This is a genomic window from Pseudomonas sp. CROZ-RG-20F-R04-15 (assembly GCF_022662375.1).
Taxonomy (GTDB): domain Bacteria; phylum Pseudomonadota; class Gammaproteobacteria; order Pseudomonadales; family Pseudomonadaceae; genus Aquipseudomonas.
In genome coordinates this window covers 1-16525 of sequence record NZ_JAKNQL010000026.1, presented here as the reverse complement: position 1 = coordinate 16525, position 16525 = coordinate 1, and the positions used below count along the sequence as shown (strand labels likewise).

Here is a 16525-nt window from a genome sequence, read left to right as displayed (position 1 = left end):
GCAGGTCACGCTATTTTGCCGAATCGGTGCAGATCGGCTTATTCGACCAACGACCAGTCCAGCGGCGTGCCGCGCTTGATCGGCGCGCGGGCGCGGCGGCCGAGGACGGCGTCGGTGTGCTTGGGCGGCAGACCGAGACCCGGGCGAATGGCGCGCAGATTGTCCCCGGTAAAGGTGTCACCGGCGGCCATGTCGGCCGTGACATACAGCGAGCGGCGATAAACCAGCGACTTGCGTTCGGCCTCTGTGACGCCGTAATGCACTTGGCCCATGGCTTGCCAGGCGCGCTCGGTTTCCACCACCAGACTGGCCATTTCTGCCGGCTCCAGCGAGAAACTGGCATCGACGCCACCTGCTGAACGGTCGAGGGTGAAGTGCTTTTCTACCACCGTCGCGCCAAGCGCCACCGCCGCCACCGACACGCCAACGCCCATCGAATGGTCGGACAGCCCCACTTCGCAACCGAACAATTCGCGTAAATGCGCGATGGTTCTCACATTGCTGTTGAGCGGCGTCGCCGGGTACGTGCTGGTGCATTTGAGCAACACCAGATCCTTACAGCCGGCCTCTCGCGCGGCACGCACAGCTTCATCCAGTTCGGCGATGCTGGCCATGCCGGTTGAAATGATCAGCGGCTTGCCGGTGGCGGCCACACGGCGGATCAACGGCAAATCGGTGTTTTCGAAACTGGCGATCTTGTACGCCGGCACGTCGAGACTTTCGAGAAAGTCCACCGCGCTGTCATCGAAAGGTGTCGAGAACGCGAGCATCCCCAGTTCCTTGGCACGAGCAAAAATCGGCGCATGCCATTCCCACGGTGTATGAGCTTGCTCATACAAATCGTAGAGCGAAGTACCCGCCCACAGACTGCCCGGATCCTTGATGAAGAATTCGCCTTCAGACAAATCCAGCGTCATGGTTTCGGCGGTGTAGGTTTGCAGCTTCAGCGCGTGCGCCCCCGCCTTGGCCGCTGCCTCGACAATTTGCAGGGCGACGTCCAGTGACTGGTTATGGTTGCCGCTCATCTCGGCGATGATGAAGGGCGGCGCGTCGGCGCCGATCAAGCGGTTGCCGATCTTGAAACTAGTCATGCGGATGATCCTTCAAAACACGGGTGAACGCACAGGCACTCTGAGTGAACCCGGCGTCACGAAACACATTCAACGAGGGACGATTGTCCGGCAATACCCGAGCGGTAATGACCGTCAGTTGCGGCCAGTGCGCGGCAACAAATGCCTCACCACGGGCCAATAGTGCCCTGCCCCACCCCAAACCCATCCGCCGTTCGAGCAGGTAGATGGAGACTTCGGCTTCAAACCCGCGCAGGTCATACCGCACAACGCCGACCGCGCCGTCGTCCGCCTCGGCGATCAGCAACAGTCGCTGTGGATTGCGCAAACTCGCCGTCAGCCAGTTCAGGTGCTGCGGCCAGTCAATCACACCGCTGTCCAGCGACCAGCGCCGTACCGTTTCGGCATTGCGCCCATCGAACAGCAACTGCGCATCGTCCAGGGTCGCCGCACGCACCTTCAGCACCGCACCGGCCAGTGCCGCCGCAACACGCTCGGCACCGCGGCCGTCGACCAGTTGTCGCGAGCGTTCGGCCAGGCTCTGGCGCAAATAATGATTGCCGGTGACAAAGCCGATGGCGTCGCGCAACTGCTCGACACTGACCTGCTCACGAGCACCCATGAACACATGTGCGCCCGCCGCCGCCATGACTTCGCCGTTGCGCTGCTGGTTGTTTGACACGGCAATACAGATCGTCGGCAACCCCATCGCCGCGCGCTCCCAACTGGTGCCGCCACCGGCACCGATAAACAGATCCGCTTCAGTCATGCGCTGATGGAAATCGCTGACGAAACTGTGCAGGCGCCAGTTCGGCCGCGTCTCGGCCAAGGCCTGCATCGGCGTCCACGCCGGGTTGTCGGCACCGGCGACAAAGTCCACTTGCAGCTCACTGTAATCGGCCAGAGCGAGCATCGCGTGATGCGTCTGCATGGCCGCATCGAAGCCCCCGAAATTCACCAGTACGCGGCGAGCCCTGGGCTTTATTTCGATGGCCGGGCAACAGAACTCTTCGCGCAACATGGCATAGCGCGGGCCGAGCAGGGTGCGGCACGTTTCAGGCAACAGCGGCTGATAATGTTCGTACAGGCCCGAGAGATTCTGATTGAGCAACAGATCGACGCTGTAGCGCCGGGTAGCCAGATCGTCCACTGCCGCTATGCGCTGCGCCCAGCGCCGGGCCGCGGTTTGCCAGTGATGATCGAGGCCGTAATGATCGACGATGATCCAGTCGAACCCGGCATGGCCGGCCAACAACCGATCCAGTGCGTCGATGTCGGCCTGCCACGGCAGCATGGATTCGATGGCTTGCTGTGGGTCTTCATCACGATAGAGCTGCGGCAAGGCAAATGTCTCGAACCCTTCGGCGCTCAGCCTGTCGAGCCGATGCCCCGGCAATTGCCGGCAGGCAAACGCGACGTGGCTGCCCTGCCCGCGCAACACGCGCGCCAGCGTCAGGCAGCGGGCAATGTGGCCACTGCCGATGGTCGGCGAGGCGTCGGCACGAATCAGCACTCTCATTGCAGCTCTCCACCCGCCTTGAGCGCGGCGTAAAGGTATTCGGCGCGCTTCCAGTCTTCAAGGGTGTCGATGTCCTGCACCAGATGCCGGGGCAGAATCACCGGCAGGCTGGCTGGCGAATAGAGCACCTCGCCGCGCAACCATGCCTCACTGCGCCCCCAGTAAAACTGACCGGCGTCCTGAAATGCTTCGGGCAAATCCTGCGAACGAGTATTGCGAAACTCGGGGTACAAAGCGGTCAACGCACCCTGCCCGTCCAGCGTCAGCGCACGCTGCACCGGGAAACCGAAACTGCACACGGAGAACGCGAAAGACTTGTCCAAGTGCTGCTCCAGCAACTCGATGCCCTGGCGCAGATAGCGTGCCTGCAACAGCGGCGCCGTGGCGTATACGCAACAGGCGTAATCGAACGCTGGCAACTGCTGCAAGGCATGCACGATCACTGCCGCCGTGCCAGTGAAATCGTCGGCCAGATCTGCCGGGCGCAAAAATGGCACCTGCGCGCCATGGGCTCGCGCCACATCGGCGATTTGCGCGTCGTCAGTGCTGACCACAACCTGATCGAACAAGCCTGATTCGAGCGCGGTGCGGATCGAACGGACAATCATCGGCACACCGTCGAATGGCAAGAGATTCTTGCGCGGGATGCGTTTGCTGCCCCCACGTGCAGGGATGATTGCAACGTTGCTCAAGGACGTTTTTCCAACAGGAACCAAGTGATGTCGTCCGCCGGGAATTGCGGATCGCGGTGATAGACAAAACCATAATCGAGAAGGTGCAGATCAGCGTAGCGATCGAGCATCTCACCGGCAAAATCGCGCTTGAACAGCTTGCCACTGTTGCCACGATAGGACACTTCCACCGGTGCCGGATTGTAATACTCGGCGATCAGGATGTAGCGCTGGCTCAACGCGTACAACTGCGCATAAGCGGTCGGCAACAGCTCCGGGGCCAAGTGAATCAGCACGCCTTTACTCAGGGTCAGGTCGTAGCGGCGCTCGCGCGGGAAATCGAACAGCGAGCCATGCCAGATCTGCGCAATGTCCAACGCCCGAGCCTGAGCACAGGCGCTGTCGTTGATCTCGACGCCGAACAGCTCGCAACGGGGCAGCAGTTGATGCAACGCCTGCAAATTGTTGCCGGCGTTAGTGCCCAGTTCTACCAGGCTCTCGATGCCTGCGGCACGGCTCAGGGCTTTGGCAAACAGCGCCAGATTCGTCGCCACCAGCGGTTGGCCGACATTGCGCTCGACGTACTGGTTACCGAAGTCGCCCTGCCAGAACTTTTCCTGCTCACTCAAATGACGCATTGCAGATACTCATCCTTTGCCTCAGCGGCAATTATTCGGTCAGCCGACGCAATTGCTCGACTACATAATCCTGCTGCTGATCACTCAGCAATGGGTACAGCGGCAAGCTGATTGCTTCGGCGTAATAACGTTCGGCCTCGGGAAAATCGCCCTCGGCAAAACCCAGATCACGGTAGTAGGGCTGCAAATGCACAGGAATATAGTGCAGGTTTACGCCGATCCCGGCGGCACGCAAGCCTTCGAACACCTGACGGTGACTGAGGTTGATGCGATCGGTCTGCAAGCGAATCACATACAGATGCCACGCCGATTGCGCTTCTGGCTGAGGGCTGGGCAACGTCACCGGCAGATACGCCAGCAAACGATCGTATCGCGCCGCCAGTTCACGACGCCGGGCAATGAAGTCGTCGAGCTTGCCCAGTTGTGACCAACCCAGTGCTGCCTGCAGATCGGTGATCCGGTAGTTGAACCCCAGCTCGATCTGTTGGTAGTACCACGGGCCGTGACTGGCCTCGGTCATTTGCTGCGGGTCACGGGTCATGCCGTGGCTGCGCAAACGTTGCAGGCGCTCGGCCAGTTGCGGGCGGTTGGTCAACACCATGCCGCCCTCGGCGCTGGTGATGATTTTTACCGGGTGAAAACTGAACACCGTCATCGCCGCAAATTCGCCGCAACCGACCGGGCGTCCGGCATAGCACGCACCGACCGCGTGAGACGCATCTTCGATCACGGTGAAGTTGTAGCGCTCAGCCAGTTGGGCAATCTTGCGCATGTCGCAGCTCTGCCCGGAGAACGCCACCGCCACCAGCACTTTCGGCAAAGTGCCGTCCTGCTCGGCCTGATCGAGTTTCGCTTCGAGGGCGAAGGCATCAAGGTTCCAGGTCAGCGGATCGATGTCGACGAAATCGACGTCGGCCCCGCAATAACGTCCACAGTTGGCCGAGGCAAGAAAGGTATTGGGCGTCGTCCACAAACGATCACCTGGCCCCAAGCCTGCGGCCAGACAGGCAATGTGCAGCGCCGCCGTGGCGTTGCACACCGCAACGGCGAAGTCTGCCTGGCAACGTTCGGCCATTGCCTGCTCGAAACGCTCGATGCCTGGCCCTTGGGTCAGCCAGTCCGACTGCAGCACTTCGACGACAGCATCGATGTCTGCCTGATCAAGGCTTTGCCGACCGTAGGGAATCATACCGAGAGCTTCGCGTGCAGATCAGCGATCTGTCCGACCGAGAGAAAATGCGGGTTGGTGTCGGAGCGATACTCGAAATCTTCGCTCACGGCACGCCCATGCTCACCCAGTTTGTCGACGGCAAAATCGACATCGACACTGGTAAAGCGAATCGACGGCTGGATGGTGTAGTGATCCTCGAATTCAAGGGTCATCCGTGCATCGTCCAGCGGCACCATCAACTCATGGAGCTTTTCACCGGGTCGGATGCCGACGTTCTTGTGCGGCAGATGTTCAGCCATACCGTGCGCCAGATCGACGATGCGGATCGACGGGATCTTCGGCACGAACACTTCGCCGCCGTGCATCCGCGCAAAGCTGTCGAGGACGAACTGCACGCCATGGTCGAGGGTGATCCAGAACCGCGTCATGCGTTCATCGGTGATCGGCAACTCCTGAGCACCGTCGGCGATCAGTTGACTGAAGAACGGCACCACCGAACCACGCGAGCCGGCCACGTTGCCGTAGCGCACCACGGCAAAACGGGTTTCCTGCTCGCCGGCAATGTTGTTGGCGGCGACGAACAATTTGTCCGAGAGCAACTTGGTCGCGCCATACAGATTGATCGGGCTGGCCGCCTTGTCGGTGGACAGCGCGACGACTTTTTTCACGCCGTTATCGATGGCGGCGGCGATGATGTTCTCCGCCCCATTGACGTTGGTGCGGATGCATTCGGTGGGGTTGTATTCCGCCGCCGGCACTTGCTTCAACGCCGCGGCATGCACCACGTAGTCGATGCCGCGCATGGCCTGGCGCAGACGATCGGCGTCGCGCACGTCACCAATGAAATAGCGCATGCACGGCGCGTTGAACGTCTGCTGCATTTCGTACTGCTTCAACTCATCACGGGAGAACACCACCACGCGCTTGGGCTGGTATTGCTCGAGCAGTCGGGCGATGAATTTGCGCCCGAACGAACCGGTGCCGCCGGAGATGAAAATCGATTTACCGTTGAACATAGGTTGATTCCTGTCCGGCACGCTTAGGCGAGCAACTGTGCCCAATTGATCGAGCTTTTTTCGCCCAAGGTAAAGCCTTTGCCGGTCAGGGCCAGGTTGGCGTTGTAAGCCGGATCCTGCGCGAACGCATCACTCCATGTCTCACGCAGTGCCGCCAGTGCTTGTGGGGCTTCTGGCAACGCGCCGGTATGCAGCACCTGCACCGAAGGCGTCCACACAGTGAGGAAACCGTTCTGACCGGCCTTGAGGCACAGGTCGACATCGCTGAAACCGTCAGCGAACGTCACTTCGTCCAGACCGCCGAGGGCGTTGAACAGCTCTTTGCGCACCATCAGGCAAACCTTCGACACAGCCGAGTAATTCTGCTCGACAGCCAAACGCTGCATGTAGCCCCCGGCCGCGTGTTTTTCGCCGATGAACGCCGAACCCACGCCCTCGTTAAAGCCTAGAATCAAGCCGGCCTGGGAGATCTTGCCGTCGCGGTCGACCAGTTTGGCGCCGACGATGCCCACTTCCGGACGTTGGGCCTGGTTAAGCAACGAGTCAATCCAGTTCGGGTTGACGACTTCACTGTCAGCGGCCAGCAACACCAGATACTCGCCTCGCGCCTGCTCGCTGGCGGCGTTATACAACGCCACTTCACCGAGCGTTTGATCGGCACGCAAGACATTGACGCGGGGATTGCGCAACTGACCCAGCCAGTCGTTGACCGCCGCCGACTGATTCGGGTTGGCCGCCACCAGTAATTCATAACGGCTGTAGCGGGTTCTGAGCAGCACACCCTCTACGCAACGGCGTAGCGCTGGCAGGTCATCACTGGCCGGCACAATGATCGACACCATTGGCAGTTCGGTATGCCGATAATCGACCTGCCAAGTGCCTGGCAGCGACGAAGTGACCTTGGCGTTGTAGCCGCGATTGCCCAAATGACGCAGCAACGCCAGGCGCTCATGGGCATTCTCTTGCAGCGCAGCGGCCTGGGTGATCAGCAGCGGCTCGTCGAGGTGCGCCAGGCCGCCGAGACCGCCCTGCTCAATCAGGCGCAACAACAGGTCAAACTCCAGCGCCTTGCTGAAATCGGCCTGATAACCGCCCGCTTCAAGGAAAACGTCGCGTCGAATCAGCCAGTGGCGCGCCATCAGCGACGGAACGCTTTGCAGCAAATCGAGGTTGAAACCTGGGCGGAACACATCAGCCAGCGCGCCGTCTTCAGTGCGCTGGATTTCATCGGTGGCCACCGCGCGAAGATCCGTGGCTGACATTAATTCCAGGCCCGCACGCAACAGGCCACCGGCGGTGAACTCATCGCCCGCACTGGCCAGCAGCAACCAGTCGCATGGAGACTGCGCGGCACTCTGGTTGAGTTTGTCGATAAAGTTGCCCGACGTGACCCGAACAAAATGCAGAATATTTTGCGCGGTGGTCGCAGTCTGCGGCTCGCCCGTGGTGAAGACCACGATCTTGAAGGCTTTGCTGTGCCCTTCGACGAGGCTGTCGAGGGTGATTTGCAGCTTGTCGACGTCGTTGTCCAGATCCAGCAGGAAAATGCCGAATTGTGGTCCGCCATTGTTCGCCGCCAGATGCGCAGCAATCAACCCGGCCTGTTCAGCACTCGGTTTGCGGGCTGCCATCCAGTCGAGCAAACGCCCCGAAAGCATCTTGTTGAACACCGGGTAATGATCGACGCCAGACACGCTTTCAAGACCGGCACCCCAATCAGCCATTTCCTGCGCCTGATCTTCCTCGCCGAGGACCTGCAGTTGTTCGGCCAGGCGCTTGACCACGCGACGGTTGAACACGTTTCTGTCATGGGCCTGCCACAAACGGTCGAGGACACTTTCCGCCGTATCGTTATTGCGCGACTGCAGCAGGTATTCCTGCCGGGTCCAGATGCCTTCGAGCTTTTCCAGTTGAATACGGCCGGCCGGCATCGCGTGCAGCAGAAATTCGAACTGGGTCAGCAAGTCAAAAAAGTGCTGGTTGTAGAACGGCATCTCGACGTACTGCCGTGGCCCGAATTTGCGCTCCGGGGCCTTGGTCAGGGGGTTCCAGGTCGACTCGAAAATCACCTCGGCCGTCAACGCTCGCCCTGTGACCAGGCTGTCGGTCATGGCCGCGAAGCTTTCCAGAGCAAACGCCTTGCGCTGCGCCTGATCGAGATCCTTGATAGCGGTCGGCAGCGACGCGAGGAATTCGGCGAAGGCTTCGCGCTCGGCCACCGACTTGGAGTCGGTGTACGACAGCGCGTGATACACCTCGGTGTTGTGGTCGGAGAAACCGACGTTGATCTCGCGCACGACATAAGGGATCGGCAGGATGCGCGCCTTGGCGTTCGCCAGCAGGAAATAGCTGTGGCCGATCTCCTGCCATTCGAAACTGGTGCCCGCCGGCAATGCCGCGTACCAGTCCTGGATGATCGAGGTACGGCACACGCCGTAGAACGGCGGTATGTACTGATGCATGAAGTCGAGTACGCGATCCTCGGCACGCTCCGAGGCGTAGTCTTCGCAGATTTTCTTGTCGCGGCGGTAGTAGGTGACGCTGCCAGCCAGCGCCAGGTACATCAGGCAGTAGCCGTGGCACAAACCATAGTCGCGGTTCGCTTCCAGGAAGTTGACCGATTCAGCCAGCGACTCGTGCAGGATGAAGTCGTCGTCGGCGGCGAACACCATATAAGGCGTGGTCAGTTGCGCAACACCGTAGGTCAGTTTGGCCTGCATGCCCCAGTAGGCGAATTGCGGCAGATGCTGATAGTCGACCGCGGAAAAATCACCTTCCGGACGCTCGGGAGAAGAGTCCAGTACCAGGACTTTGCAAGGTAGGGTGCTGTAGTACTGCAGCGCCCGGCGCAAAAAAGCCGGACGGTTATGGGTAATCAACACCACCGTCAGCAACTCGCTCAGTGGCAGCGCGTGTTCAGAACCGTAATTGCCTTGCATAACTTCTCCCACAACCGGCGAAACCGCCCGTTAAATACTTTGATGATGGTGTCGATTGACTTAACGAATGCGGCGCAGATAGCCATCCGACGCGACGGTGATCAGCAGTTTGTCTTGCATGGCCTGATCGATCTCGAAATCAGCGTTCTCTTTGAGGTACGCCCAGACGGCGGTTTTCGGGTTGTCACCCGGGCCCCAAGGACGATCAGGGAAAGCATCGGCCGGCATGTCTTCGACCACGGTGTCCATGACCACGCAATAGCTATCGACTGACACCAAGGGTGCGTAAAAACGCAACTCTTCGAGGACATGCTCGTGGGTGTGATTGGAATCGAGTACCACGATGACTTTCTTGCCAGCCGCAGCTTGACGGACCTGCTCGACCACCGCCGGATCGAGGCTCGAGCCTTCGATCATGCTGATGCGTTTGATCATCGGGTGGCTTTCGATGGCTTCACGGTTGTGCGCACGAATATCGCGATCAATGCCGAGCACTTCGCCGTGGCCCTGCAATTCCAGCAGCGAGGCGTAGTAAATGATCGAACCGCCGTGGGCGATGCCGCACTCGATCACCAGGTCCGGCTTGATCCGCCAGATCAACTCCTGCATCGCCATCATGTCTTGCGGCAGCTGGATGATCGGACGACCCATCCACGAGAAGTGATAGGTGTACTTGTGCTTGGCCGACTGGTTGTAGAACTCCTGGGCCAGCGCCTTCAGGTCCTTGTCCTGGCCCTGGGCAGTCACTTCGGCCTGGCACTCCGCCTCGAAGGCTTTGATTACGTTATCGCTCATTGTCCGGTCTCACTGAAAAGTCATTTGATAATCACGCTGCCAAAGGGCAATCGCCTGAAGGCGCATCAGGTGATGCGTTGCGCCTCGAGTAACTGATGTAATCGGTCGACCACGGCCCAGAACGCCAAGGGTTCGTGTGTCGGGTAGGGGTAGTGCCCCAGGTTCAAATCTATCGAAGCACCGCGCTCGCGCAGGCGTTGCTCGACCAGTGTTCTTACCGAAACCGGCTGACCGCTGGCGCAATTGATCACGCCGTTGAAGTCGTGGTTGTGCAGGATCGCAGCGAGGTAACCGGCAGCGCTTTCAATGGCCAGAAAATCGCGCAATTGCTCGCCGGCCGACATGTTGAACGAGGGTTCACCAGCATCGATTGCGCGATCCAGTGCCGCCAACAGACTGTTGGGGTTCTGCCCTTCGCCATGAAGATAAAACAGGCGCGCCCACTGCAAGGTGAACGATTGTTCCTGCTGCAGATTCTGCAAGAACAGGTGCAGTGTGTGTTTGGCCAGACCGTAAGGATTGCTCGGCTTTGGCTCGGTGCTTTCGCTGAGCGGCCCGCTTTGCATGCCGTATTCGAAACAGGTGCCGGTGACCAGTACCTGCTTCACGCCCGCCTCGACCGCGCTTTTGATAAAGCGGTAATCGGCCATCAGGTTGTGCTCGAAATGGAACAGCGCCCGATAGTTCGGCAAGCCCGGCCAGGCCAGATGTGCCATTGCGTCGATGCCATCGGTCAACGCATGGATATCGAGACCGGCGGCGTGAATATCCGCTGCGATGAACTCGACGTCGTTGATCCACGGCATGCCTTGCGCGGTTCCTGCGTTACGCGCCAAGGCGCGAACAGCGCAGCCGTGCGCCAGCAACGCCGCGACCAGATGGCGGCCGACAAAACCGGTAGCCCCCGTGACCAGAACCTTCACAGCACTTTCAACTCAGGCACGGCGATCACAAAGCGGCCGTCCCACTGACGCACTTGCGCCAGTTGCTGACTGACTTCGTGCAGCAGGTTCCACGGCAGCACCAACACGTAGTCGGGTTTTTCGAGGTCGATCTGCGCCGGCGCCACGATCGGAATGCGACTGCCCGGCAAAAACTTGCCCTGCTTGTGCGGGTTGGCATCGGCCACCCAGGCCAGCAGGTCAGGCTTGACCCCGGCATAGTTGAGCAAGGTGTTGCCCTTGGCCGCCGCGCCGTAACCGACCACACGTTTGCCGTCGGCCTTGGCCTGCAGCAGAAAGCGCAGCAGTTCATGCTTGATGCGTTCAGCGGCGGGCGCGAGGGTCGCGTAGTACTCGGCGGTTTTCACCCCGGCATCCAGTTCGGCCTGCAACTGTTGCTGCACCGCTGGTTGAACCGGACGACGTTCGCCGTCCTTGCGCTGGACGAACACGCGTAGCGATCCACCGTGAGTGGTCAGTTGGCTGACGTCGAACACTTCCAGACCGTTGCGCTCGCACAATGTCTGCACGGCAGTCAGCGACAGATAGGAATAATGTTCGTGATACAGCGTGTCGAACTGCGCGCCAGCCATCAGCGTCAGCAGTTGCGGGAATTCGAAGGTGGCCACGCCGGTCGGCTTGAGCAGCGTTGCGAAACCGCCGAGGAAATCGTTGATGTCCGGCACATGCGCGAGCACGTTGTTGGCCGCCATCAGATCAGCGCCCCAGCCTTCGGCTTGCAACTGCGCGGCAGTCTCACGACCGAAGAACAGTTCGCGAATTTCCAGGCCTTTTTCACGAGCCGCTTGCGCGGTGCTGCGCGTCGGTTCAACACCGAGGCAGGGGATGCCGCGACCGGCCACATATTGCAGCAGGTAACCATCATTGGCGGCGACTTCAACCACACGGCTGTCGGCAGTCAGACCAAAGCGCTCAACCATCTCGGCGACATAGCGCTCGGCGTGGGCCAGCCAGGTGCTGGAGAACGAACTGAAGTAGGCGTACTCGGCATCGAACAAGCTGTCGGCGCTGGTGTAATCCTCGGTCTGTACCAGCCAGCATTGCTGGCACACCGCGACCTTCAGCGGCACCCACTGCTCAGCCTGTTCAAGACGATCAGCGTGCACATAGGCGTTGGACGGTGGCGAGGTGCCAAGGTCGATCAGCGGCAGGCTCAGCGGTGCGGCGCACCCACGGCAGTTCATAGACGCACTCCAGCAAAGTGTTGATCGAGCGCGGGATGGCTGGAATCACGCGCTGACAAATTATTGACAGGCAACGGCCAGGCAATCGCCAGCCGTGCCTCGTTCACCGACAGACCGCCCTCATGCTCCGGCGCGTAATCGGCGCTGTGCAGGTAGAGCAATTCGGCGTCTTCGGTCAGGGTCTGGAAACCGTGGGCGAAGCCGGCCGGAATCAGCAGACTGCGACCATCGCCGGCCTTCAAGTGCTCGGCGTGCCAGTGCAAAAAGGTTTCGGAATCCGGACGCAGATCCACCGCCACGTCCCACACTTCACCGCGCAGGCAGGTGATCAGTTTGGCTTCCGGGGCGTTGGCATTCTGATAATGCAGACCGCGCACACTGCCCTTCTCGCGGGTGCAGGAATGGTTGATCTGGCGGATATGGAACTGACTGCCGAACGCACTCAGGCTGCCTTCGCAGAAGAGCCGAGCGAAGTGCCCGCGTTGATCTTCGAAGCGTTTGTGCTGGACGCTGAACAGGCCAGCCAGCGGCAAGGCCTTCAGGGAAAACTCGCTCACAGCGCGCCTCGGTACAGGTTCAGTTGGCCGAGGGTGACGCTGCGCATGTCATCGCCGTTCTGCCAGGCCAGGTGCCAGTCGAGGGTCTGGGTCAGGCATTCCTGCAAGGTCCAGCGCGGCTGCCAGCCGAGTACCTGGCGCGCACGGCTGCTGTCCAGCCGCAGCAGGCCAGCCTCGTGCAATTCGCTTTTCTCGATACGCAGACCACGCGCCTGCGGCCAGCGACTGGCGAGCAATTCGACGACTTCGCCAACGCTGCACATGTCCGCCTCGCCCGGGCCGAAGTTCCACGCCCCGGCGTATTCCGGGCCTTGTTCGTAGAGGCCGGCGGCCAGTTGCAGGTAACCGGCCAGCGGCTCCAGCGCGTGCTGCCACGGGCGCACGGCTTGCGGATAGCGCAGGGTCACTGGCTCGTCTGCGGTCCAGGCTTTCAGCACATCAGGGATCAGGCGCTCAGGGGCGAAATCACCGCCGCCGAGGACGTTACCGGCACGCGCCGTGGCCAAGGCCAGACCGTGTTCAGCGTACTTGTCGGCCGGGAAGAACGACGCGGCATAGGACTGCGCCAACAGTTCGCAGCAAGCCTTGCTGCTGCTGTAAGGATCGTGGCCACCGAGGGCTTCGTCTTCGCGGTACGGCCACAGCCATTCCTTGTTGGCGTAGACCTTGTCGGTGGTGACCAGCACGCAGGCGCGCACGCAACCGACCTGACGAATCGCTTCAAGCAGGTTCAGCGTGCCCATGACGTTGCTGGAGTAAGTGCCGAGCGGATCACGATAGCCTTCGCGCACCAGCGGCTGAGCAGCCAGGTGCAGCACGATCTCCGGCTCGGTATCGGCGATGATTTCCAGCAAGGCGCCGAGATCACGCAGGTCACCGCGCTGATCGTTGATGCCTTCGTGCACGCGCGCCAATTCAAACAGGCTCGGCTCCGTCGACGGCTCAAGGGAAAAACCGCTGACTTGCGCGCCGAGGCTTTGCAGCCACAGGGTCAGCCAACTGCCTTTGAAACCGGTATGTCCGGTGACGAGGACGCGTTTGCCGCGCCAGAAATCCGCACTCAGGCCCATTGCTTCCATGGGGCCTCCCCGCTCTGCCACAGCGCTTCGAGATGGTTCTTGTCGCGCAGGGTGTCCATTGGCTGCCAGAAGCCATCGTGTTCGAAAGCTTTGAGCTGCTCATCCTGAGCCAGACGGGCCAATGGTTCGGCTTCCCAAGTGGTTTCATCGCCAGCGATATACGGCAACACTTTCGGCGACAGCACGAAAAAGCCGCCATTGATCCAGCCACCATCACCACGGGGTTTTTCGGTAAAGCCGAGAACCTGATCGCCCTGACGCTCCAGCGCACCGTAGCGCCCAGGCGGTTGCACCGCCGTCACGGTCGCGAGGCGGCCGTGAGCCTTGTGGTAATCGACCAACTGACGAATATTCAGATCGGAAACGCCGTCGCCGTAGGTGAAGCAAAACGCGTCTTCATCCTTGAGGTAACGGCCGGCACGCAGCAGCCGGCCACCGGTCATGGTTTCTTCGCCGGTGTCGATGAGCGTGACGCTCCACGGCTCGCTGTAGTTCTGGTGCACGTCCATGCGGTTTTCGCGCATGTTGAAAGTGACGTCGGAGGTGTGCAGGAAGTAGTTGGCGAAGAAGTCCTTGATCGCATAACCCTTGTAGCCCAGGCAGATCACGAAGTCGTGGATTCCGTGAGCGGAATACTGCTTCATGATGTGCCAGAGAATTGGCTTGCCGCCGATCTCGATCATCGGCTTGGGCTTGAGGTGCGACTCTTCACTGATGCGCGTGCCGAGGCCACCCGCCAAAATTACTGCCTTCATCGTCTCCCCTCTTGTTCGTCACCGGGCTGCGCGCAGCTTTCTTGAGCTGTGCGGGCCGTCTGGCTCAACCTTTTGCCGCTTCGGGCGCCGGTGGGATGACCGCTAGCGCTCGTTTTATGGCGATTTGAGGGGGACTTGCAGGAAACGCGCCAGCTCGTCTGCCCCCGCTGACTGCTAACGCCGGCAGCAGCGACGAGCGCTCGGGGAATAAAAAAAGGGAGGCCGATCTACCAGGATCGGCCTCCCTTCGTTACAGCGCAAAATGCCTTCAAAGCGACTGCAAGGCAGATGAATCAACCAAACATGGCAAACCCATCGCCATTGATCGGCAGAACATCACCGTTGGCTGCCTTGAAGTGTTCAATGGTGTTGCCACCTGCGAACCAGTCCTGCAATTTGACACCTTGCTTGGTTGGGTCGGTTACCGGGAAATAGCCATCGTTGAGGTAGAGGTCATTACCGACTCGCGCCAGTTGTAACGTCACGGCTGACTGAACGTTATTCAGGATCAGCGTGTCATTGAGGCTTTGCCCATCGTCCCGGATGGTCACCAGCAGGCCGGTGTTGACGATATAGGTATCATCCCCCTCGCCGCCGTTGGCAAAGCCGTCAGCAGGCGCTTTCCAAGGGTACAAGTCCTTGACGCCAATGTTCAGCAAGTCATTGCCCGCGCCGCCAAGCAACACGAAATTGTCGCCCGTGCCGGACAGGGTGTCGTTACCGTCACCGCCGTCGGCCTTGCCATGAGCAACAGTAATCGTGTCTCTGCCAGCCTCACCGTAGGCAACGGTGCCAACGTCGTCGGCTGCGCTGTAGATGTAGTCGTCGCCATTGCCGCCATACAGCAAGTCCGCCTGCGGCCCGCTGGAAATACCCGCCAGGCTGAACGGTGCGACCGGGGAAACCAGTCCGCCATACAGGGTGTCACTGCCACCACCGCCATACAGCACGTCATTGCCTAACCCACCTTCGAGCAGACTGCCGGAGGCGCTGGCGGTGATCGTGTCGTCGAAGTGACTGCCCACCACGCGCTCGATGTTGAGCAGGATATCGCCTTGAGCGTCGCCGCCCTGATTGACGTTGGTTACCAGGTTGATGTTCACGCCAGCAGAACTGTTGACGTACCACGCACTGTCGAACCCTTCACGCCCATCGATCCGGTCGGCACCGGCGCCACCGACAAAGATGTCAGTGTTGGCCGATCCGGACAAAATGTCGTCGAAGTTGCTGCCCTGGTAAATCTCGAAACCGGCGAACGTGTCGCCAGCCGCGTCACCCGCGTTGGCATTGGTTTTCAGGTCAATGGTCACAGCGCTGTCGGATTGCTCATAGCTGACCAGATCGACACCATCGGATCCATCCATGGCCATGGCTGTACCGGAGCCGATAAAGATATCGCCGACCTTGGAGCCGAGGAATCTTTCGATGCCTGAATAAGTGTCACCCGCGGCAATTCCGGAATTGATCCCGGTCTTGAAGTTCAGGGTCACACCAACGGTGCTATCGGTATAACCGGCGGTGTCCATGCCCGCGCCGCCGATAAACTGGTCTGCGCCGTCACCACCGAACAACACGTCGTTGCCGATACCGCCAGTAATGATGTTGTCGATAGCATTACCGTAACCGGTGAACGCGCCCGTGCCGGTGTAAGTCAAACGCTCGACATTGGCGTTAAGGCCTTGCACACCATAGTTGGTGCGCACCTCATCATTGCCACCGCCCACTTGTTCGATGACCGTGCCGCCAGCACCGTTGATGATGTAAACATCATCACCCGCGCCGCCCTCAAAGGTCGCCGTGAGCAGGTCAATGCTGAAGGTGTCGTTGAACGCAGTACCGATGACTTTCTCGATGTTAATCAAGGTATCGCCTTCTGCGTCGCCACCGATGCCCGCGCGACCAGGCGTGTTGTAACGGATGTCGACGTTGATCCCGGCAGCCGAAGTCGAATAGTCGACCGTGTCCATGTTGCCCAGGCTGCCATCGAAGGCAATGGCCCGGCTATCAGCGACAAACGTATCGTTGAAGTTCGAACCACGCAGGCTTTCGATGTCGACGAAGGTATCACCGGTGGCAATACCGCTGTGCACACCGGTCTTCAGGTTGACGGTCACGCCAACAGTGCTGTCGGTATAACCGGCGATGTCGAAACCGGCACCGCCGATAAAT

At 60.2% G+C, this 16525-nt stretch carries 14 protein-coding genes; all 14 read right to left on the bottom strand.

Annotated features, from left to right (window positions below; translation table 11 throughout):
• Positions 1-38: 38 nt before the first annotated feature.
• Positions 39-1091, bottom strand: coding sequence for a pseudaminic acid synthase (gene pseI / locus L8H52_RS25890; protein WP_242209426.1), 1053 nt, complete (start codon positions 1089-1091; stop codon positions 39-41).
• Positions 1084-2589, bottom strand: a complete 1506-nt coding sequence (gene pseG, locus L8H52_RS25885; protein ID WP_242209425.1) for a UDP-2,4-diacetamido-2,4,6-trideoxy-beta-L-altropyranose hydrolase — start codon at positions 2587-2589, stop codon at positions 1084-1086. Before pseG ends, pseI begins: the two co-directional genes overlap by 8 nt.
• Entirely contained in the window at positions 2586-3281 is a 696-nt protein-coding gene (pseF, locus tag L8H52_RS25880; RefSeq protein ID WP_242209423.1) for a pseudaminic acid cytidylyltransferase, read from the bottom strand. The genes pseG and pseF overlap by 4 nt, the downstream gene beginning before the upstream one ends.
• A complete protein-coding gene (locus L8H52_RS25875) occupies positions 3278-3898 on the bottom strand; it encodes a pseudaminic acid biosynthesis-associated methylase (RefSeq protein ID WP_242209413.1) in 621 nt (206 codons plus the stop codon). The genes pseF and L8H52_RS25875 overlap by 4 nt, the downstream gene beginning before the upstream one ends.
• A 31-nt stretch (positions 3899-3929) precedes the next feature.
• On the bottom strand, positions 3930-5087 hold the full coding sequence (pseC, locus tag L8H52_RS25870; RefSeq protein ID WP_242209411.1) for a UDP-4-amino-4,6-dideoxy-N-acetyl-beta-L-altrosamine transaminase: 1158 nt from the start codon (positions 5085-5087) through the stop codon (positions 3930-3932).
• A complete protein-coding gene (gene pseB / locus L8H52_RS25865) occupies positions 5084-6085 on the bottom strand; it encodes a UDP-N-acetylglucosamine 4,6-dehydratase (inverting) (protein ID WP_242209401.1) in 1002 nt (333 codons plus the stop codon). The genes pseC and pseB overlap by 4 nt, the downstream gene beginning before the upstream one ends.
• Positions 6086-6108: 23 nt before the next feature.
• Positions 6109-9024: a TIGR00180 family glycosyltransferase gene (locus L8H52_RS25860; protein WP_242209376.1), complete on the bottom strand. Its 2916-nt coding sequence runs from the start codon at positions 9022-9024 to the stop codon at positions 6109-6111.
• 60 nt (positions 9025-9084) lie between these two features.
• Positions 9085-9819, bottom strand: coding sequence for a cephalosporin hydroxylase family protein (locus L8H52_RS25855; RefSeq protein ID WP_242209371.1), 735 nt, complete (start codon positions 9817-9819; stop codon positions 9085-9087).
• A gap of 65 nt (positions 9820-9884) precedes the next feature.
• A complete protein-coding gene (locus L8H52_RS25850; RefSeq protein ID WP_242209370.1) occupies positions 9885-10742 on the bottom strand; it encodes an NAD(P)-dependent oxidoreductase in 858 nt (285 codons plus the stop codon).
• Positions 10739-11965 (bottom strand): class I SAM-dependent methyltransferase, encoded by a 1227-nt coding sequence (locus tag L8H52_RS25845; protein ID WP_242209368.1) that lies wholly within the window; start codon positions 11963-11965, stop codon positions 10739-10741. Before L8H52_RS25845 ends, L8H52_RS25850 begins: the two co-directional genes overlap by 4 nt.
• On the bottom strand, positions 11962-12522 hold the full coding sequence (gene rfbC / locus L8H52_RS25840; protein WP_242209367.1) for a dTDP-4-dehydrorhamnose 3,5-epimerase: 561 nt from the start codon (positions 12520-12522) through the stop codon (positions 11962-11964). The genes L8H52_RS25845 and rfbC overlap by 4 nt, the downstream gene beginning before the upstream one ends.
• Positions 12519-13601, bottom strand: a complete 1083-nt coding sequence (gene rfbG, locus L8H52_RS25835; protein ID WP_242209362.1) for a CDP-glucose 4,6-dehydratase — start codon at positions 13599-13601, stop codon at positions 12519-12521. Before rfbG ends, rfbC begins: the two co-directional genes overlap by 4 nt.
• The gene (gene rfbF, locus L8H52_RS25830; protein WP_242209361.1) at positions 13583-14356 is read right to left on the bottom strand and encodes a glucose-1-phosphate cytidylyltransferase; all 774 of its coding nucleotides are present in this window, start codon (positions 14354-14356) and stop codon (positions 13583-13585) included. Before rfbF ends, rfbG begins: the two co-directional genes overlap by 19 nt.
• Before the next feature lie 293 nt (positions 14357-14649).
• A partial coding sequence (locus L8H52_RS25825) for a calcium-binding protein (RefSeq protein ID WP_277930549.1) occupies positions 14650-16525 on the bottom strand: 1876 nt, incomplete at its 5' end.